The 18815-nt window shown below is 58.6% G+C and carries 19 protein-coding genes; 13 read left to right on the top strand and 6 right to left on the bottom strand.

Going from position 1 to position 18815, the window contains the following annotated elements:
- Positions 1 to 10 precede the first annotated feature (10 nt).
- The 4 genes from BN32_RS20475 to BN32_RS20460 are packed head-to-tail and all read left to right on the top strand — an operon-like array spanning position 11 to position 3568.
- Positions 11 to 871, top strand: a complete 861-nt coding sequence (locus BN32_RS20475) for a carbohydrate ABC transporter permease (RefSeq protein ID WP_051488552.1) — start codon at positions 11 to 13, stop codon at positions 869 to 871.
- Positions 871 to 1704: a carbohydrate ABC transporter permease gene (locus tag BN32_RS20470; protein ID WP_019196142.1), complete on the top strand. Its 834-nt coding sequence runs from the start codon at positions 871 to 873 to the stop codon at positions 1702 to 1704. Before BN32_RS20475 ends, BN32_RS20470 begins: the two co-directional genes overlap by 1 nt.
- Positions 1705 to 1706: 2 nt before the next feature.
- Positions 1707 to 2483 (top strand): SDR family NAD(P)-dependent oxidoreductase, encoded by a 777-nt coding sequence (locus tag BN32_RS20465; protein WP_019196143.1) that lies wholly within the window; start codon positions 1707 to 1709, stop codon positions 2481 to 2483.
- Positions 2480 to 3568, top strand: a complete 1089-nt coding sequence (locus BN32_RS20460) for a glycerol dehydrogenase (RefSeq protein WP_019196144.1) — start codon at positions 2480 to 2482, stop codon at positions 3566 to 3568. Before BN32_RS20465 ends, BN32_RS20460 begins: the two co-directional genes overlap by 4 nt.
- Before the next feature lie 60 nt (positions 3569 to 3628).
- On the opposite strand, the gene BN32_RS20455 is transcribed toward BN32_RS20460, so the two are convergent.
- Positions 3629 to 6790 carry an efflux RND transporter permease subunit gene (locus BN32_RS20455; protein WP_019196145.1) on the bottom strand — a complete coding sequence of 1054 codons (3162 nt, stop codon included), beginning with the start codon at positions 6788 to 6790 and terminating at the stop codon, positions 3629 to 3631.
- Positions 6791 to 6799: 9 nt separating this feature from the next.
- Positions 6800 to 8002 carry an efflux RND transporter periplasmic adaptor subunit gene (locus tag BN32_RS20450; RefSeq protein ID WP_051488551.1) on the bottom strand — a complete coding sequence of 401 codons (1203 nt, stop codon included), beginning with the start codon at positions 8000 to 8002 and terminating at the stop codon, positions 6800 to 6802.
- A 201-nt stretch (positions 8003 to 8203) separates the two neighbouring features.
- Here BN32_RS20450 and BN32_RS20445 point away from each other — a divergent pair, with 201 nt between their 5' ends.
- A complete protein-coding gene (locus BN32_RS20445; protein WP_019196147.1) occupies positions 8204 to 9007 on the top strand; it encodes a hypothetical protein in 804 nt (267 codons plus the stop codon).
- Between the two features lie 41 nt (positions 9008 to 9048).
- Here BN32_RS20445 and BN32_RS20440 read toward each other — a convergent pair whose 3' ends face one another.
- Positions 9049 to 9405, bottom strand: coding sequence for a hypothetical protein (locus BN32_RS20440; RefSeq protein ID WP_019196148.1), 357 nt, complete (start codon positions 9403 to 9405; stop codon positions 9049 to 9051).
- A gap of 139 nt (positions 9406 to 9544) precedes the next feature.
- Between BN32_RS20440 and BN32_RS20435 the strand changes: the two genes are divergently transcribed.
- The 4 genes from BN32_RS20435 to BN32_RS20425 all read left to right on the top strand — a co-directional run bounded on the left by BN32_RS20435 (position 9545) and on the right by BN32_RS20425 (position 13112).
- Complete coding sequence (locus BN32_RS20435; RefSeq protein ID WP_019196149.1) at positions 9545 to 9766, top strand: cysteine rich repeat-containing protein; 222 nt, start codon at positions 9545 to 9547, stop codon at positions 9764 to 9766.
- Positions 9767 to 9834: 68 nt separating this feature from the next.
- On the top strand, positions 9835 to 10044 hold the full coding sequence (locus tag BN32_RS27860) for a hypothetical protein (RefSeq protein ID WP_082773516.1): 210 nt from the start codon (positions 9835 to 9837) through the stop codon (positions 10042 to 10044).
- A 197-nt stretch (positions 10045 to 10241) separates the two neighbouring features.
- A complete protein-coding gene (gabD, locus tag BN32_RS20430; RefSeq protein WP_019196150.1) occupies positions 10242 to 11705 on the top strand; it encodes an NADP-dependent succinate-semialdehyde dehydrogenase in 1464 nt (487 codons plus the stop codon).
- Positions 11706 to 11852: 147 nt separating this feature from the next.
- Positions 11853 to 13112, top strand: a complete 1260-nt coding sequence (locus tag BN32_RS20425) for a Glu/Leu/Phe/Val family dehydrogenase (protein ID WP_019196151.1) — start codon at positions 11853 to 11855, stop codon at positions 13110 to 13112.
- Between the two features lie 21 nt (positions 13113 to 13133).
- Here BN32_RS20425 and BN32_RS20420 read toward each other — a convergent pair whose 3' ends face one another.
- The 3 genes from BN32_RS20420 to BN32_RS20410 are packed head-to-tail and all read right to left on the bottom strand — an operon-like array spanning position 13134 to position 14608.
- Positions 13134 to 13346: a hypothetical protein gene (locus BN32_RS20420; protein WP_019196152.1), complete on the bottom strand. Its 213-nt coding sequence runs from the start codon at positions 13344 to 13346 to the stop codon at positions 13134 to 13136.
- 31 nt (positions 13347 to 13377) lie between these two features.
- Positions 13378 to 13776, bottom strand: a complete 399-nt coding sequence (locus BN32_RS20415) for a hypothetical protein (RefSeq protein ID WP_019196153.1) — start codon at positions 13774 to 13776, stop codon at positions 13378 to 13380.
- 28 nt (positions 13777 to 13804) lie between these two features.
- On the bottom strand, positions 13805 to 14608 hold the full coding sequence (locus BN32_RS20410; RefSeq protein ID WP_040427108.1) for a sterol desaturase family protein: 804 nt from the start codon (positions 14606 to 14608) through the stop codon (positions 13805 to 13807).
- A 202-nt stretch (positions 14609 to 14810) separates the two neighbouring features.
- Between BN32_RS20410 and BN32_RS20405 the strand changes: the two genes are divergently transcribed.
- From BN32_RS20405 to BN32_RS20390, 4 genes are read left to right on the top strand one after another with little or no spacing between them, the layout of a single operon-like run.
- Positions 14811 to 16085: an ABC transporter substrate-binding protein gene (locus tag BN32_RS20405; RefSeq protein WP_019196155.1), complete on the top strand. Its 1275-nt coding sequence runs from the start codon at positions 14811 to 14813 to the stop codon at positions 16083 to 16085.
- A 3-nt stretch (positions 16086 to 16088) separates the two neighbouring features.
- The gene (locus tag BN32_RS20400; protein WP_019196156.1) at positions 16089 to 16970 is read left to right on the top strand and encodes a branched-chain amino acid ABC transporter permease; all 882 of its coding nucleotides are present in this window, start codon (positions 16089 to 16091) and stop codon (positions 16968 to 16970) included.
- A complete protein-coding gene (locus BN32_RS20395; RefSeq protein WP_019196157.1) occupies positions 16967 to 17980 on the top strand; it encodes a branched-chain amino acid ABC transporter permease in 1014 nt (337 codons plus the stop codon). Before BN32_RS20400 ends, BN32_RS20395 begins: the two co-directional genes overlap by 4 nt.
- Positions 17980 to 18786 (top strand): ABC transporter ATP-binding protein, encoded by an 807-nt coding sequence (locus BN32_RS20390; protein WP_019196158.1) that lies wholly within the window; start codon positions 17980 to 17982, stop codon positions 18784 to 18786. Before BN32_RS20395 ends, BN32_RS20390 begins: the two co-directional genes overlap by 1 nt.
- Positions 18787 to 18815: the final 29 nt, after the last annotated feature.

The raw sequence follows: 18815 nt of genomic DNA, 5'->3' as shown, positions 1-18815 counted from the left end.
AAAGACGAACTTGAGTTCGAAATCGACGATATACACCTTTCTGGTGATCGGACTTCTCGTGACGCTCGTCCTGATCGTCGCGCCGGTGGCCTATGCCATCAGTCTGAGTTTCTACAAGCTTGACTCGTTTGTCGGTGAAGCCAAGTGGGTCGGCTTCGACAACTACATCGCGATTATGCAGTTGCCGGAATTCTGGAGCGCGCTCTGGAATGGCGTTGTTTATTCAGCCGGGTCGATCGTGCTTCAGGTGGTGCTCGGCATCGGCTTCGCGCTGATCCTGAACGAGACATTCCCGGGCCGTAATTTCGTGCGCGGACTGTCCATCCTGCCGTATCTGCTGCCGACAGTCGTCGTCATTCTGACGTTCAAGTGGATGGTGGACGGCAGCATCGGCATCATCACCAAAGCCATCGCAGCCATGGGACTGCCGCCGGTGAACTGGTTCGAGAGTTCCGGTGCGGCGATGACGTCGGTCATCCTTGTCAGCGTCTGGATGTGGACGCCGTTTGTCACGACCTGTTTCCTCGCAGCATTGCAGACTGTTCCCACGTCGCTTTACGAGGCCGCGCGGGTGGACGGCACCACGGCTGTTCAGCGGTTCTTCCACATCACGCTGCCGATGTTGAAGCCGATCCTGACCGTGGTCGTTCTGCTTCGCGCGATCTGGATGTTCAACAAGTTCGACGTGATTTGGCTTCTGACTCGTGGCGGCCCGGTCGGATCAACCGAGCACCTGGCCATCCTGTCCTATCGTCACGCATTCAGCCTGTTCGACATCGGTGGGGGCGCGGCGATTGCGACGATTTCCTTCGCGATCCTGTCGGTGGCCGTGTTCTTCTACTTCCGCATCTTCCCGCTGGAGGACGATTAATGGCCGCTGTCAAATCGCTGCCCGCCCGGCTGAGCCTCTACGGCGCCGCGATCGTCATCGCGATCTATTCGGCGTTCCCGATCTACTGGATGTTCATTTCCAGTCTGCGTGAGCCGACGAGCCTGCTCAGCACCGTCTCGCTGATGCCGGGTCCGTTCACGCTGGAATACTATCGCAACCTGCTCGAACTGACCGACTACCCGACGCATTTCATGAACAGCGTCATTGTCGCTGTGGTCACGGTCGTTGTGACCATGATTTTTTCGATCATGATCGCCTACGCCGTGACGCGCCAGCGCATCCGCGGCAAGAAGCTGATCGTCGGCGCGATGCTGTACGCCTACATGTTCCCGCCGTTGCTGATCGCGATCCCGATGTTCACGATCTTTGCGCGCCTCGGCCTCAGCGACACGTTGGTTGGCCTGATCGCGTCGCATTTGACGCTGACGCTGCCGCTTGGCGTCTGGTTCCTGTGGGGCTTCTTCAAGGGTATGCCGTTCGAGCTGGAAGAAGCTGCGATGGTCGATGGCTGCACGCGGCTTGGCGCGTTCCTGCGCGTCGTGCTGCCGTTGTCATTGCCGGGGTTGATCACGGTGGCGATCTTCTCGTTCCTGCTGTCGTGGACCGACTACACATTCGCACTGATCATGATCGGCAGTGATGCCAACAAGACGTTGCCGGTGGGACTTGCGTCGATGGTCGGGTCGTTCGATCTGCGCTGGGGTGAGATCATGGCAGGATCGACGCTGATCGCGCTGCCCCTGTTCGCTGCGTTTGCGCTGCTGACGCAATATTTTATCCAAGGCCTCGGTGCTGGCGCTGTAAAGGGTTAATCATGGATCTCGGGTTGAAGGGCAAGGCTGCGTTGGTGACCGGCGCAGCGAGGGGCATCGGCAAGGCTGAGGCGTTGGCTCTGGCGGCCGAGGGATGTTCCATTGCCATCAACGACATTGATCGCGAGGCGGCGGAAGCCACAGTGGCCGAATTGATCGCTGCGGGCACGAAGGCAGTCGTTGCTATTGGTGACGTCTCGGAAGAAGCGGGTGCGGAAGCCGTTGTCCGTGAAGCACATCGCGGGCTTGGGCATCTCGATATTCTGGTGAACAACGCCGGCGCGGGCGGTCGGCACCTCGGCAGTCTTGCCGAGAACATGTCGCTCGACGATTGGGACATCATCGTCCGGACACATCTGCGCAGCACATTCCTTTGCAGCAAGTATGCCGTCCCGTTGATGCGCGAACGCGGCTTCGGACGGATCGTGAATACCTCGTCGATGAACGTCACAGGCGGCGGAAGGCCCGGCGTCACCAACTATTCCGCCGCGAAGGCGGGCGTTATCGGTTTTACGCGAACCCTGGCCAAGGAAGTTGGCAGCGCCGGGATTACTGTGAATGCCATTGCACCGGGCTATGTCGAGACCGCGCTGATCGCCGGCTTCTCCGCCGAGAAGCGCGCGGTTATCGCCGGACAAAATCCGCTCGGCCGGTTTTGCCAGCCTGAAGAGGTGGGTTCGCTGATCGCATTTCTGTGCTCCACTCAGGCCGCGTTCATCAACGGTGCGCTGATCTGCATGGATGGAGGCAAGCGCGACTTCTTCTGGGGTGATCAATGACCATTCGAGCTTTCGGCGGCCCGCATCGCTACGTTCAGGGTCCGGGCGCGCTGAGCGAACTTGCGGCGCTGGTTCCGCTTTACGGCCGGCGTCCGTTTGTCGTGGCCGACGTGGCTGTTGCCGGGCTACGGGACCAGCTCACCGCATTGCTCCAGCCACACGTCGATGGTCTGGAGTTCGCAGAGTTCTCGGGCGAATGTTCCGTGAACCAGATCGATACGATGACCGCCAAGGCCCGGGCTGCAAACAGCGACGTCGTCATTGCGATTGGCGGCGGCAAGGCCATCGATACCGCGAAGGGCGTTCGCATTCTGCGTGGCGGAGCAATCATCGTGGTGCCGACAGTGGCCTCGAACGACGCACCCACCAGTCGGCTAGTGATTGTGTATACCGACGATCATGTCCTGAAAGAAGTCCGGCTGATGCCGACGAATCCGGATGCTGTCGTCGTGGATACGTCGATTATCGCGCGTGCGCCGCGCCGGTTCTTCGTTGCCGGGATCGGCGACGCGCTTTCGAAGAAATTCGAGGCGGAACAATGCTTCAATTCCGGTGGCATGAATTTCTACAAGGCGCGCCCGGCCGGACTTGCGGTTTCGATTGCCGATCAATGCTATCAGGTGATCCGGCGGGACGCGATATCGTCCCTCGCGGCAGTCGACCGCAGGGAGCCCGATGCTGCGTTCGAGAACATTGTCGAGGCGACGATCCTGCTCAGTGGCCTCGGCTTCGAAAGCGGCGGCTTGTCGATCGCGCACTCGCTTACACGTGGCTTTTCCGCTCTTCCTTCGCTCAATGGATCGCTTCACGGAGAGCAGGTGGCATTCGGCCTGCTCACGCAACTCTGTCTTGAGCAGAGGTCCGCTGCCTTTCTGACGGATATGGTTGCGTTCTACCGCGCGGTCGGTTTGCCGACGAGCTTGAACGACCTCGGGTTCTCCGGCGATATCCAGCAAGGCATTCGAACCATTGCCCAGCGTTCTGTCGCCGAAGCGCCATATCTCAAGCAGTTTGTCGGGACTGTGACCGAGGACACTCTCGTAGCCGCGCTTACGCAGGCGGATAATCTTGCAAAGGCAAGGTGAGAGCCGCGCCAACGTGCAGCTCTTAAAACGTTTCCAATTATTTCAGTGATAGCGGGCTCCTCAGGAGCCTCTCTGCACAGCGGCCTGTGAGCCCGCTTTCTTTTCCTTGCGTTCCTGGCGCCAGTTCTCAAATCGCTGAACGATGACGAAGAACGTCGGAACGAAAAGCACCGCCAGGCAGGTCGAGGCGATCATTCCACTGAACACGGTAATGCCGATTGACTTGCGTGCGCTGGCGCCAGCGCCGCTGGCAAAGACGAGAGGCGCTACGCCAAGAATGAAGGCGAACGATGTCATCAGGATCGGCCGGAATCGGGCTCTCGCAGCCTCCACGGCGGATTCCAGCAACGGTTTCCTGTCGCGGACGTGGAGTTCAAGTGCCACTTCGACGATGAGGATAGCGTTCTTGGCTGACAGGGCGACCAGCAGGATCAATCCGATCTGCGTATAGAGATTGTTCTCGATTCTCAGCCCTGTCAGGACAGCCATCGGGCCGAGCAAGGACAGTGGTACAGCCAGAATGACTGCGATCGGCGCATACCAGCTTTCATATTGCCCGGCCAACACCAGATAGACGAGCAGCAACGCGAGGCCGAAGACGTAGTAGATCTGGCCGCCGACGGCCTTCTCCTGATACGACATCGCCGTCCATTCGTAACCCGTGCCCGGCGGCAAGGTTTTCTCGGCGACTTTTTCCATCAGCGCCATGGATTGGCCGGAGCTGTAACCCTGAGCGGGCAATCCGATGACGGTCGCTGATGGGTAGAGATTATACAGGCTGATGAGCGAAGGGCCGACCGCCGGCGTAATGGTCGCAATTGTGCCAAGCGGGATCATGGCGCCTTGCTGGTTTCGCACGGTCAGGTTTGCGATGTCCTTCGTCGTCAGGCGAAATTGCGAATCCGCCTGAGCATAGACCTGAAAGGTGCGGCCGAACTTGTTGAACTGGTTGACGTAGGACGAACCAAGGTAGGATGCCAGTGTTGAGAACACCTGATCTGTTGTGACATGCAGCGTCTGGGTCTTGATCCGGTCGATTTCGATGTCGAACTGCGGCACCATGGCACGGAACGGGGAACTGACGCGCTGCAAGGCGCTCTGCGTTTCGGCATTGGCCACGACTGCCTGAGTTATGGCCTGTAACTTTCCGAAATCGGAGTTTCCATCACGCAGTTCGACCTGCATGGCGAAGCCGGCGGCATTGCCAATGCCCTGGATCGGCGGCGGTGGAAGCACGAAAATCTGTGCTTCCGGAATGGCTTCGAGTTTCTTGTTCAGCCCAACCACGAGCGAACGCAGATCTTCCCCGGCGCCTCGTTCATCCCAGTCCTTCAACATGAGATAGGAGACGCCCGCATTGGCGAGACTTGAACTGTTATCAAGTGCTGATATCCCGGCGATGCTGATCACCTGGGAAACACCGGGCGTGTTGCTTGATATCTCGGTGACCCGATCCAGAACGCGCTGTGTGCGATCGAGTGATGCGCCATCCGGCAGTTGAACCGCGGCCAACAGATAGCCCTGATCCTCAATGGGAATGAAGCCTGTCGGCACCCGAGACAGGCCGTAGCCGCCGATGCCGATCAGGACTAGCGCAAGAATGACAGACAGATTGCTGTGCGCCACCATACGTTCGATCAGGGCAGCGTACCACCTCTCGACCCGATCGTAGATCGCATTGAAGCCGCGGTAAAACCAGTTGCGTTGCTCCGGCGGAACAGGACGCCGGAGCCACAGCGCACACTGCGTTGGCTTCAAGGTCGCGGCGTTGATCGCGCTGATAAGAGCAGTTGCGGCGATCACAAGGGCGAACTGCGCATAGATGCGTCCGGTCAGTCCGGGCAGAAATGCGGCGGGCAGGAATACCGATACCAGAACCAGCGTGATTCCTATGATCGGAGCGAACAACTGGTCCATCGCCTTGATTGCCGCGTCATGGCCGGACATGCCCTGCTCGATGTTGTGGGCGGCGCCCTCGACGACGACAATCGCGTCATCGACCACGATTCCGATGGCGAGAACGATCGCAAACAGCGTCGACAGATTGATGGTGAAACCGAGCGCGGCCATTGCGGCGAATGCGCCAATAATTGTGACAGGTACGGTGGTTGCGGGAACCAGCATGGCGCGCCAGTCCTGCAGAAACACAAGAATTACGATCAGAACCAGAAACCCCGCCTCGATCAGCGTTTTGTACACCTCATGGATCGAGGCCGACACGAACTTGGTGGTGTCGAACGGAACGTCGAATTTCATGTCTTGCGGAAACCCGCGTGCCAGATCATCCATCTTCTTCTTGACGGCCTGCTGGACTTGCAGTGCGTTCGCGCCGGGCGACTGGAAGACACCGATGCCGATGGCCGGCTTCCCGTCGAGCGAAAACATCTGGCTATAGGTCTGGGCGCCGAGTTCAACGCGCCCGACGTCGCGAACGCGGACGACGTCGCCGGTGTTACCGGTTTTGACGATCACATTCTCAAACTCGCTGACGTCTTCGAGCCGACCGTTGATGTTGAGAGTGTACTGGAATGCCTGTTCGGGCGGCGTTGGCGGCATCCCGATCTGGCCGGCGGTGACTTGCTGGCTCTGCTGCTGGATCGCCTGAATGACATCCTGAGGCATGAGTGCCAGCGCCTGCAGCCTGTTTGGATCAAGCCAGACTCGCATCGAGTACTGACCGGCTCCGAACACGGTCACGTTGCCGACCCCCGGAAGGCGCGACAACTCGTCCCGAATGTTGATAGTGGCGTAGTTGCTCAGAAAAAGGCTGTCGTGTGTCGCGTTTGGAGAGGTCAGTGTCACAAACGACAGGATTGCCGTGGACCTCTTCTGGACCGTGACACCTTGTGTCTGCACCGATTGGGGCAGGGACGACAGGGCGCTGGAGACCCGGTTCTGAACCAGCACCTGCGCGAAATTCAGGTCGGTTCCGATCGTGAAGGTCACCGTGAGCGAGTAGGTTCCGTCGGCGGCACTGTAGGACTGCATGTAGAGCATGCCTTCGACGCCGTTCACCTGCTGCTCGATCGGCAGGGCGACGGTATCAATGACAGTCTTTGCACTGGCGCCGGGATAGCGGGTCGTGACCTGTACGGTCGGAGGGACCACATCGGGGTACTGCGCAACGGCAAGGCCAAGCAACGCCACGCCGCCGATCAGGACCATCAAGATCGCGATGACGTTCGAAAGAACTGGCCGCTCGATGAAGAATTTCGAGATCATGGCCTTGTCCTATTTCTCAGCTGCGCGAGGTTGCCCGATTTTCTGAAGCTGCGGATCGACCTTTTGGCCGGGGATCGCACGCAGCAGGCCGGCGATCACAACACGGTCATCAGGCTTTAGCCCGCTCTCGATCACGCGGAGTTCGCCTTCGAGAGGTCCGGTCTGCACTTTGCGTTGTTCGACGATATTTTCGTTATTGACCACGAGGACATATCGGCCAGTCTGATCGCTGCCCAGTGCGACATCGGGAATGAGCAAAGCGTCTTTCTGCTGATCGAGAGGAACACGAACACGTACGAAGTATCCGGGCAACAGGATGCGGTCGGCATTTAACAGGATCCCGCGTACCGCAAGCGTGCCAGTGGATTGATTGATCGTCGGTGCTGCGTAGTCGAGCTTTCCCTGATGCGGATAGTCGCTTTCGGTCTGAAGCCCGACCTCGATCGGCGTTTCCTTGAGGTCTTTCGAAGTGAGGCCTTTCTCAGCCGCCGCCGCGCGTATCCGCAAAACATCCTGTTCATTGACGTTGAAATTTACATAGATCGGATCGAGCTGGACGATGGTCGCAAGCTGGGTTGGCGATGACGCCCCGACGAGTTCGCCGATTGAGACGAGGCGTGCACTGACGACCCCGTCGAACGGCGCGATAACGTTGGTGTAGCTATAGTTGACCGCTGCGATCCTGGTATTGACCTGAGCCTGCTGCAGATTGGCTTGCGCATTGTCCCGTGCGGACGTGGACTGTTCGAGGGTTGCCTGCGACACGACCTGCCGCGTGACCAGATCCGATTGGCGCTTGAAGTCGGACTCAGCCTGTCTCAACGAGGCCTGCGCACCAGCCTCGGCTGCCTGTGCTTGTTCAAGTTTCAGTTTGTAAGTGTCGGGCTCGATCGTGAACAGCGTCGTGCCCTGCTTTACGAAGGCGCCGTCTGTGTAAGAGATCGCCTGGAGAAAACCCTGCACACGGGCCACAAGATCGACGGTGTTGACCGGGGCGGTGTTTCCGGTGGCGATCAAATACCGCGTTATGGTCCGTTGCACCGGCTGCCCGACATCGACCTTGGCCGGTGGGGGAGGGACGAAACTATTTTGTTCGCAGGCAGTTAGCGCGAAGAGCGCGAATATGGCTAGAAGGGCACGGGGAACTGTGCGTGCTGTGCACCCAACAATGGCGGCGCGTGCGGTGCGTAATGTTGGACACGTAGGCTTCATTCAGATGCCTCGTCTCGTGATGTTTTAGCGGAATCTTGCGCGGGTCAAAAAAGCGTCCGCCATCTGAAAATAACAACAATCCGCTTGCGGTGGAACTTAAAAGCGAAAATGATACGGGTAACGAAGATTACTAGATCAATTTTTTCAGTTTTATTTTAGTTGGCGCGACGAATTCGGCAACAACAATAGGGAATTTTTCAGATGATCAACACGGTGAAACGTGTTGTGGCGTTGTGGGCGCTGGCGGCGGCGGTCCTTCTCACGATCGCAATGCCGGCCGCCTCCCAACAGCCCACCGATGAACAGCGTAATGCCATCCGCTCTGCGTGCCGGGCGGATTATGAGGCGAATTGCGCCAGTGTCCCACCGGGCGGCGCGGCTTCACTGCAGTGCTTGCAGAAAAACACGTCGAAGCTTTCCGGGGCCTGCAAGCAGGCCGTGAATGCCATCGAGTCGCCCGCCGCCGCGCCCAAGGCGGAGTCTGCACCAACGCCTGCGGCTTCCGCACCAGCGAAAGCCGCCGCACCGGCCGCGGCTCCCAAAGCGGCCGCCGCCACGCCGGCAAAGCCAACAGATGCGCAGACCGCTGCAATACGCAGTGCCTGCCGTTCCGACTACCAGAAGAATTGCGCGAGCGTGCCGCCGGGCGGCGCGGCGTCGTTGCAGTGTCTGCAGAAGAGCATGTCGAAGCTCTCGCCGAGTTGCCAGAAGGCGGTCACTGCGGCTGGCGGCGGCGGAGCAGCGCCAGCTGCTGGAAGCACTCCGGCTGCGACGGCTGCTCCCGCGGGCGCAGCAGCCACCGCACCGGCGCCGGCGCTGATGTTACGGCCCATGCGTCCTCGTGAAGAGCTTTTCGTTTTGAGATCGGCATGCGGCGGGGATGTCCGCACGCTTTGTGGCGGTGTTGCGCCTGGCGGCGGCCGTATCGTGCAATGCCTGGCCGTGCGAGCGGCTGACCTTTCGCCTGCCTGCAAGGACGTTCTCGCTCAGTTCGCTGCGCAGTAATTGCTTCCTTGGAGGTTCCGCTACGCTTGAAGTGCAGGCTGCTATTCACCGCGAAAAGCCAGAATCAGCTGGACCAGTCGGACGCTTAAGGCAAAGTAACAAACGGACATAACAATCTGATACGCGAAATGCCAACTCAGCTTTGTAAGCTTGTAGAATCCGTCCAGGAAATTGAGAAAGAGAAGGATCACGCCAAAAAGCTCGACCCCGCGCCCAACCAGGCTGTGACGCAAATAGCCGAACAGAAGTATTGCCGGGTCGGTACTGGAGACATGTGCGCCTGCTGATATGATCAATGTCGCGACGATCATCTTTTCGACATGACCAAACATCTCCTTTGAGAGTTGTTCGACATGCTCAGCGTAGAACGTGAGCCATTTGTTTCGGATATCCTGCATGGTCTCTCTCCACGAAAGGCCGGTATCGTGAGCGTAATGCTCGGCACCTTACGGAGCTTGAGTACAACGGCTGCGCAACAAAGAAGCAAGAACCTCGCTAAACCGAAGTGATCTGCTAACAACCGGAAAGGAGGCATACATGACGCGCACCGTCTTGATTGTTGCTCTTCTCGGCTTGTCGGGTTCTGCATATGCACAGGACCTGACGGCCGAGCAGCGCAGCGCATGCATGGGGGACTATGAGAAATTCTGCAAAGGCGTTGCGCCAGGAGGCGGGCGGGTCATAGCCTGCCTGTCCAAGTCCAGCGACAAACTGACCGCTGAATGCAAGAAGGTGTTGACTGCTGCGGAGAAGAAGTAACCGACGATGCTTTCGGATCTGTCCGAGAGATGCGCCAAGATCAACCAGAACATTTTTGGGAGTGAATCATGCGCTCATTCTTTCTCATAATCGTCGCTGTTTTAGCTTTCGGCGGAACGATGACTATCGAAACCACCGATGCCAACGCGGTCGTGTGTGCTCGCGGTGTCTATCGTGCCGGCTGCGCCGGGACTCGCGGAGCGGCCGTCGTCCGCCGTCCAGCGGTGGTTTGCCGCACCGTGTGGGTTAACGGCGCGCGTGTCCGCCGTTGCACATAATCGGACTGTGATATTTAGGCTTCTTCGTACATTGCGGACATGAGGTGCGGCCAGCATTTCCTGGAGTGCAGGCACGCGAATCCGTGTGTTTGTTCTTGACGCGACTGTTGCTATCTTGCTGCGTACCGGATCGGGTAACATCATCCGCTTCAAACGCGCGAACCGCTGGTCGCGCCGATTAACAGGGCATTCTGAGCATGGCTTCAAAACTGACGCTGAAAGATTCCAAACTGTTGCGCGATGCCTGCTTCATCGGCGGCGAATGGGTAGCATCCGATAACGGCGGGACGATCAAGGTCGACAATCCGGCGACCGGCGAGATCGTCGGCAGCGTGCCGAACATGGGGGCTGCCGAGACGAAGCGTGCCATCGAGTTCGCCAATGCCGCGCTGCCGGCCTGGCGAGCGAAGACGGCGAAGGAACGCTCGGCGATCCTGCGCAAGTGGTTCGACCTGATGATGGCCAACCAGGATGACCTTGCGGCGATCATGACTGCCGAGCAGGGCAAGCCCTTGGCGGAAAGCAAGGGCGAGATCGCCTACGCGGGAAGTTTCCTTGAATGGTTCGCCGAGGAAGGCAAGCGCATCTATGGCGACACCATTCCCCCATTTTCCGCAGACCGCCGTATCGTGGTGCTGAAGCAGCCGATCGGGGTTTGCGCTGCAATCACGCCGTGGAATTTCCCTGCTGCAATGATCACGCGCAAGGTGGGACCGGCACTCGCCGCAGGCTGCACGATGGTGGTGAAACCGGCCAGCCAGACGCCGTTGTCGGCATTGGCACTGGCGGTGCTGGCGGAACGTGCAGGTGTGCCGAAAGGCGTGTTTTCGGTGGTGGCCGGATCGGCCTCGGCGATCGGCGGTGAGATGACGTCGAATCCGATCGTGCGCAAGGTGACTTTCACCGGCTCAACCGAGATCGGCAAGAAGTTGATGGAGCAGAGCGCTTCGACCGTGAAGCGGACATCGATGGAGCTGGGCGGCAATGCGCCGTTTATCGTGTTCGACGACGCCGACATCGATGCTGCGGTGAAGGGTGCGATGGCGTCGAAGTACCGCAACGCGGGCCAAACCTGCGTCTGCGTCAATCGTATTCTCGCGCAGGACAAGATTTACGACGCGTTCGTCGAGAAGTTGTTGCAGGCGGTCCGCGGGCTGAAGGTTGGCGACGGCTTTGGCGAGGGCGTTACCATCGGCCCGTTGATCAACATGGCCGCAGTGGAGAAAGTCGAGGAGCACGTCTCCGATGCCACCGCCAAGGGCGCCAAGGTCGCGGTGGGTGGCAAGCGACACGCGCTCGGCCGCACATTCTATGAGCCGACAGTGCTGACCGGCACGACGCCGGACATGCTGATTTTTCGCGAAGAGACGTTTGGTCCGGTTGCGCCGGTCTTCCGGTTCAAGACAGAGGATGAAGCCATACGTTTGGCCAACGACACCGAATTCGGGCTGGCGGCCTATTTCTATGGTCGCGACATCGGCCGGGTGTGGCGCGTCGCCGAGGCGCTTGAATACGGCATGGTCGGAATCAACGAAGGCATCATCTCGACCGAGGTTGCGCCGTTCGGCGGCGTCAAGGAAAGCGGCAACGGCCGCGAGGGCTCCAAGTACGGCATCGAGGACTATCTCGAGATCAAGTACCTCTGCATGGGCGGGATCTAGGCGAGTCGGCGTTTTGCAAGAGGAGCGCCAAGATTCTTTTCGTGCGATAAGGCTGTTTCGATGCGTTGATTCTTGTCCCGTCGACCACATCAGCAGATTTGTCATTGCGGAGAAGCCCTCCGCAGTGACCAAGCCGATGAGAAGTCAATGACAGTTTACAGCGGTCCGGTTTTCGATATGGCGGCGAACCAGTTCGGCGTCATTGCGGACTATCTCGCGATTCCTGCGGATGAGCGTGACAGACTGCTGTTGCCGAAGCGTGCGGTGGTCGTTTCCTGTCCCATTCATCGTGATGACGGATCGACAGCGGTCTTCGAAGGTTACCGCGTCCAGCATCATCTGACGCTCGGCCCCACCAAGGGCGGAACGCGCTTCGCTGCGAGTGTCGATCTCGGCGAGATCGCTGCCCTGGCAATCTGGATGAGCTGGAAGTGCGCGCTCGTAGGGTTGCCTTACGGGGGCGCCAAGGGTGGCATCGGCGTCGATCCTTCAAGCCTGTCCGCACACGAACTGGAATCGCTGTCTCGCCGCTACATGCAGGAGATGATTCCATTTGTCGGGCCTCATATCGATGTGATGGCGCCGGACATGGGGACCAACGAGCAGGTGATGGCTTGGTTCATGGATACGTATTCGATGTATCAGGGCCGTACCGTCACGGAAATTGTGACGGGGAAACCAGTCAGCGCCGGCGGAACACTGGGGCGACGGGAGGCGACAGGGCGCGGCGTCGCTCACCTTGCCAAACGCGTGATGACCGAGCGCTCAATCGGTCTGAACACTGCAACAGCCGTGATTCAGGGCTTCGGCAACGTCGGGTCGATCGCCGCGGCGGAACTGCAGGCAATGGGCGTGACCATTGTTGCAGTCAGCGATCACACCTGTGCGCTGCATCGCCCGGCGGGCCTGAATGTAGCCGACCTGATGAGCCACGTCGCAAAGCACGGCAGTCTTCTTGGCTATTCACAAGAACTGAAATGCGATCCGGTCGCCATGCTGACGCTACCTTGCGATGTTCTGGTGCCGGCCGCCACCGAACGTGTCATCGACGCGAGCATTGCCGGAAAACTGCAATGCAGAATCCTCGCCGAGGGCGCGAATGGCCCCACAACGCCGGATGCAGACCTTGTTCTGGAGAAGCGCCAGGATGAGATCTTCCTGATTCCCGACATTTTATGCAACGCCGGCGGCGTTGTGGTCAGCTACTTCGAATGGGTGCAGGATCTGCAGCAGCTGTTCTGGGAAGAGGAGGAGGTGACGCGACGCGAGTACCAGATACTCAATCGCGCGTTCGATCAAATGGCGGCGCGGGCAAAGCGCGACAAGATTTTCAACCGAACCGCTGCCATGGCGATTGGTGTCGAGCGCGTGCGCGCCGGGAAAATGACTCGGGGACTGTTTCCCTGACAGGGCACACAGTCGCAGGACTCAGCGGTTGTGCTGTTGTTCCCGGCGAACACCGCCCGCTGTTTCTTCGCGTTTCACCTCCGGGAACAGCCACATGGCGAACACCATCACAAACCCGAGAAATGCGACGAGATACTGGATGCGATCGTGACCGAGCGCGTGCTGCATGTAGAACGTTATGGCCGCAACGAGAGCGACCACAAAAGACAGAACTAGTTTTATCTTCACGGGCATTGATTACTCCATTGGCGTTATCGACGGGATGTCACGACAGGATCGCCAGCGCTGAACCGGCGATCTTGGTCAGGGCGGCGAGCGCCAGCACCTGCACGCTGATCAATAAGGATAACTCGACCGTTGTACTGCGTAGCGGCCACCGCCATTCCTCGAACAGCGCCGGCGCAAACAGGAAGATGAGGCCGCTAACGACGATTAGCGTGGTCCATCGCAGTTCAAGATATCCATAGAGCCCGGTCCCGCCGAGCAGAATAATCAGCAGCGCCGCGTTGCCGATGACAAGGAGCGTAACGAACGGAGACTTTGCCGTATCGGGCCGGGCATGGAGAGGGAACAGGCCAGCTATAATGAGGAATGCGATTCCGCAGACGGTCGCAAACCCCGCAAACCAGATCAGCGCTAGCCAGTTCGGTTCAATCGCGCTCATACCCATCTCCGTTCAGTTTCGGCTGCAGCTATTCGGCAGGCGTTGCGAACCCCGTGCCTTGAGCTGCTACTTCCGGCTTTGGCGTCCGCGAAGTCTTGCGCATATTTTTGCGGATGTAACGGGTGTCGTAGCCATTGAAGAGGTGGCCGATCAGCCCGCGGTCGAGATCTGAGGTGCCGAACAGCCAGTCCATGACGGGGAAGGTCAGATTCATGTTTCGCTCCATCATGATCGACTGGTTGTGATGGGCCGTATGATGACGCCGGATGGTATTGACGAAGGGCATGTTGCGCACAAACCAGTTCTCATCGACGTGACAGCAGAAGTGCATGAACTCGTAGATGAGGTACATTGATGTCGTGGTGCAGATCAGCAGCCAGCCGACATTCGGCGATATGAGCCAGCCCAGCACCAGTGCGGGCGGGATCGACATCAATGTAAATGTAACAAGAGCGTAAGGGGGGAAAAACGTGACGCGCCAGTCATTGTGATCGGCGAAGCGCATCTCTTCCTCGGTGAAGAACTGGTGATGCATCAGCGTGTGCCGGTTGTAGATCGCGCGAAATGCCTTGATCTGCGACGGACGATGCATGACGAAGCGGTGAATCCACCACTCGAAGAAGTTCGCCGCCAGGAATGTCACGGGAACGATCAGGAATTCCCACCAGCGGGCGTGGCTGATGTTGGCAACATAGACCGAGAGGGCGGTGAACCCGATCACGTAAATGACGAAGGCGTGCAGCCACCCGTTATACCAGCCCGCAATACGGTCTCTGTAGGTCGCCCGGTATTTTCGCTGCCGGTCCGTCATTGGGCTGGAGGTCAATTCCATGGCGCCTTCTCCTTGTTTCCGGGGCGGTCGAAGCCAAATTCGGCCATTTGTCATCTGACATATCACCAATCTATTAGTTGCGCAATCATCTGCTGCAAGATGACGCTGCCTGCAAAAATCGCTTGCTGAAATGTTTCTGATATATTTATGGTATGGCAAGAGCGCACGGCAGATGCGCTGGTAGATCATGGGAGGACATCAGATGAAGCTCACCCGCCGCGCGTTTTCCAAGTTAGCCGGTACAGGCGCTGCCGTTGTTGCTGCGCCGCAACTGTTTGCCCCAGCCATTGCTCAAGACAAGCCCCTCAAAATCGGCATCATTGCCCCGCGCTCCGGCGTCGCCGGAACCGCCGGTGAATGTGGCATCCGCGCCGTGCAATGGGCAGCGGAGCGCATGAACAAGGAAGGTGGCATCGCCGGACGAAAGTTCGAACTGGTCATTGAAGAGGAAACGAACCCCAAGGACACCATCGAGCGGTTCCGGCGCCTGGTGCTGCAGGAGAAGGTTGAGAGCGTTCATGGTCTGATATCGACCGGCGTCAGTCTGGGAGTCGCTCCCGTTGCTGAGGAAGAGCAGTCGCTCCTCGTTATGTGGGACGGCACCACGCAGGACGGCGTCAAGGAGGTGATGCCAAAATCCCGTTACGTCTTCCGCTCGACCGACAACGAGTGTGAGGCTGTCATGGCGTCGTTGCTGGCGGTGAAGCATTTCAAGGGCAAGTTCAAGCGTGTTGCCGGTATCAACCCGGACTATTCCTACGGTCGAAACAACTGGGAAGCCTTCCGCCAAATCCTTGCGCGTTACGGTGTCGAGGCCGAGTTCGTTGCCGAGCAATGGCCGAAGGTCGGCACACTCGATCTGACGTCGCATATCGCTGCCCTTAAGGCGGCCAAGCCCGATTTGATTTTCTCGTCAATGCTGTTCGCCGATCTGCCGGTGTTCATGAAGCAGGGCGCAGCTGCTGGTCTGTTTGAAGGCGTGAAGGTCGTGCTGCCTGCGGCAGGTTGGCAGCTCAATCAGCTCAAGAAGGAATTCATGCCGGAAGGCGTGATCTTCGGACACAACACGCTCTACTTCGATCATCCGCAAGCATCGCCGCTGCAGAAGGCGTTCGTTCAGGACTATATGGACAAGTACAAGGAGGCTCCGCATTGGGAAGCGGATCGCGCCTATTTCGCGCTTGCAAGTTACAAGGCCGGCGTTGAAGCGGCGCAGAAGGCCGCCAAAAAATGGCCGACACCGGATATGGTCGCTGAAGCGATGCTTGGCATCGAAGTCGAAAGCCTCGGCGGCAAGGGCCGGTTCCGCAAGGACAAGATCGCGGAGCAGGTATTCTATCAGGGGCCATCGACCAATAAGAACAAGTATGACTTCCCGACGCTGGCGTCGATCGATACGTTCCAGGCAGATCAGTTGCAGAAGCCGCCCGGGGCGGACTTCTGGGAATGGATCAAGACCGCAAAACTGCCGGTCTAAGCGATGACATCACTCGTCGATATCGTCCTCGGCGGGACATTCCATGCCGCCATCTTGTTCCTGGTGGCGGCTGGGCTTCAGCTCGTGTTCGGCGTGCAGCAGATCGTCAATCTCGCGTGCGGTTCCTTCTATGCATTGGGAGCCTATTTCGGGATCACAGCGGTTGCTGTCGCCATGAAATTCGGGCTCCCGCCGATGATGTTTTTTCCGGTCCTGATTCTGGCAGGGCTCGCTATTGGCCTTGTCGGCCTTCCGATCGAACGCGTCCTGCGTACGGTGTATCGCCGGGATGAGAGCTACCAGCTGCTGCTCACATTCGGCCTGCTGCTGATGTTCCAGGACGTCTTCCGCTTCACCTGGGGCGCGACACCGCGGACCATGGACAATGCCTATATGGCCTATGGTACGGCGCATGTGATGGGCGTGCAGGTGCCAACCTACAATCTGCTGGTGATCGCGGCGAGCATCGGCATTGCGGTCGCGCTCGGCTTGTTCCTCCAGCGCACGAAGACCGGCCGTATCGTGCGGGCGACGGCTGAGAATCGCGACATGGCGGAAGGCCTTGGCGTCAATGCGTCGAAGATTTTTGCGCTTGTCTTCACAGTGGGCTGCATGCTGGGCACGGTTGGCGGCGCATTGGTAGTGCCGTCGAGTGCGGCCTCGCTCGATATGGCGGTTGAACTGGTGGTGGAAGCCTTCGCCGTCGTCGTTATCGGTGGCCTAGGCAGCATGCGCGGCGCGCTTGTCGGTGCGCTGATTGTCGGTTTGATGCGGGCTGCATCGATTTCGATCATGCCGGAAATGGAATTGCTGTCGGTTTATCTGGTCGTCGTCGCGGCGCTCATTCTCAGGCCCGCAGGGCTGTTCGGCAAGGTGACGGCATGAGTGAACAATCTCTCGACATATCGCTGACCGCGCCGAGACGGCGCTCATTGCCGCACATCAAGGGACTCTGGATCTTTCTCGGCTTGACTGCGCTGATGGGTCTGATGCCACTGGTGGCATCACCATATGCACTTCTGCTACTGGTGCCGTTCTTTGCCTATGCCATTGCGCTGTTCGGTTTCAACCTGCTGTTTGGGACGACCGGACTGCTATCGTTCGGGCACGCCCTCTTTCTTGGTGTGGGGGCCTATACCGCTTCGACGCTGACATCCAAATTCGGAGTGCTGAGTTTCGAGTTGATTGTTCTCACCAGTGCGGTTGTTTCAGCGCTGGTTGCGCTTGTCATCGGCATGCTCTGCGTGCGTTACACCCGAATTTTCTTCGGCATGCTGACGCTTGCATTCGGCATGCTGTTCCATTCCTTTCTGTTCAAATTCTACAGCATCACCGGCGGCGATCAGGGCATGCGCGTGCTGCGCCCGCTGCTGTTCGGCATGGAATGGAGCGGCGGAAAGACGGCATTTCTGACGGGGCCTTTTTACTACTACGTGCTCGGGCTGCTAGCCGTCTTGGGAATGATCATGTGGCGCATTACCCAATCGCCATTCGGGCTGCATCTGAAGGCGATCCGCGAAAACGCCGGCAAAGCCGCTTACGTTGGAGTGCAGATCTTTCGCATGCGCCTGGCGGCATTCGTGATCTCTGCAATTTATGGCGGTATTGGCGGGACCATCCTTGCGATTACAACGGGCCTCGCCGATCCCGAACTCGCTTACTGGACCCATTCGGGCAACCTGGTGTTCATGGCTGTTCTTGGTGGAAGCGGGACCTTTGTCGGTCCGGCCGTCGGGGCACTGGCATTTGTGCTGCTACAGGACTTTGTGATGGCCATCACCCAATACTGGCGCTTTGTGATGGGCGGTGTGCTGGTGCTGCTCGTAATCTTCCTGCCGCAAGGTCTGGCGGGTGCCATCGAGATGCTCGCCTCCCGCAAGGCAGGAGACAGGTGATGCTCCAAGGTGGCGAAAATCCGACCGTCAGTGAACGGTTATTCGAAACGATCGGCGTCTCCAAACACTACGGGGCATATAGAGCGCTGCAGGACGTGTCATTTCACGTCGACGATGGTGAATTCGTCTCGATCGTCGGACCTAATGGTGCCGGAAAAACAACGCTCGTGAATGTCGTCACAGGTCTTTTGCGACCGACTATAGGCGAGGTCCGTTTTCTCGGCCAGGACATTGCAGGTGTCGGTCCTGTCGAACTGGCCCGGCGTGGTATGTCCCGTGCATTCCAGCTTGTGAACATATTTCCGGCGTTGACGGTGAGAGAAACCCTGGCGGTTGCTGTCGCTTCGCGATTGCAGCGGATCTCCAATCCGTTTCGTTCGCTGTCGAAAGATCGCGAGCTCCAAGCGGATGTGGCGCGTGTGGCGGATGTTCTTGGTCTCCGTGGCAAGCTGGACACCGTGGCATCGACGCTGTCGCAGGGCGAAAAGAAGCTGCTGGATATTGCCAGCGCTTTTGCACTCAATCCTAAGGTCATTCTGCTCGACGAACCAACCAGCGGCGTTTCTACCGGGGACAAGCATTCAATCATGGAAGTTCTCGTGACCGCGGCTAAGGCGGCAGGTGTGCGAGCCATCGTTCAGGTCGAGCACGATATGGATCTCGTTGCGCGTTATTCGCACCGGATTGTCGCGCTGCAGGAGGGCAGGGTTCTGGCCGATATGCCACCCGATCAGTTCTTTGCCGATCCAGCAATGATCTCAGCGGTTGTGGGAACGCGTCCGCCGACTTTAAAGAGGGCGTCCTGATGCTCAAGCTCTCCAACGTGAAAGTGGAT

It is taken from the genome of Afipia birgiae 34632 (genome assembly GCF_000308295.2).
Taxonomy (GTDB): Bacteria; Pseudomonadota; Alphaproteobacteria; order Rhizobiales; family Xanthobacteraceae; genus Afipia; species Afipia birgiae.
This window is presented reverse-complemented; position numbering and strand designations above follow the sequence as displayed.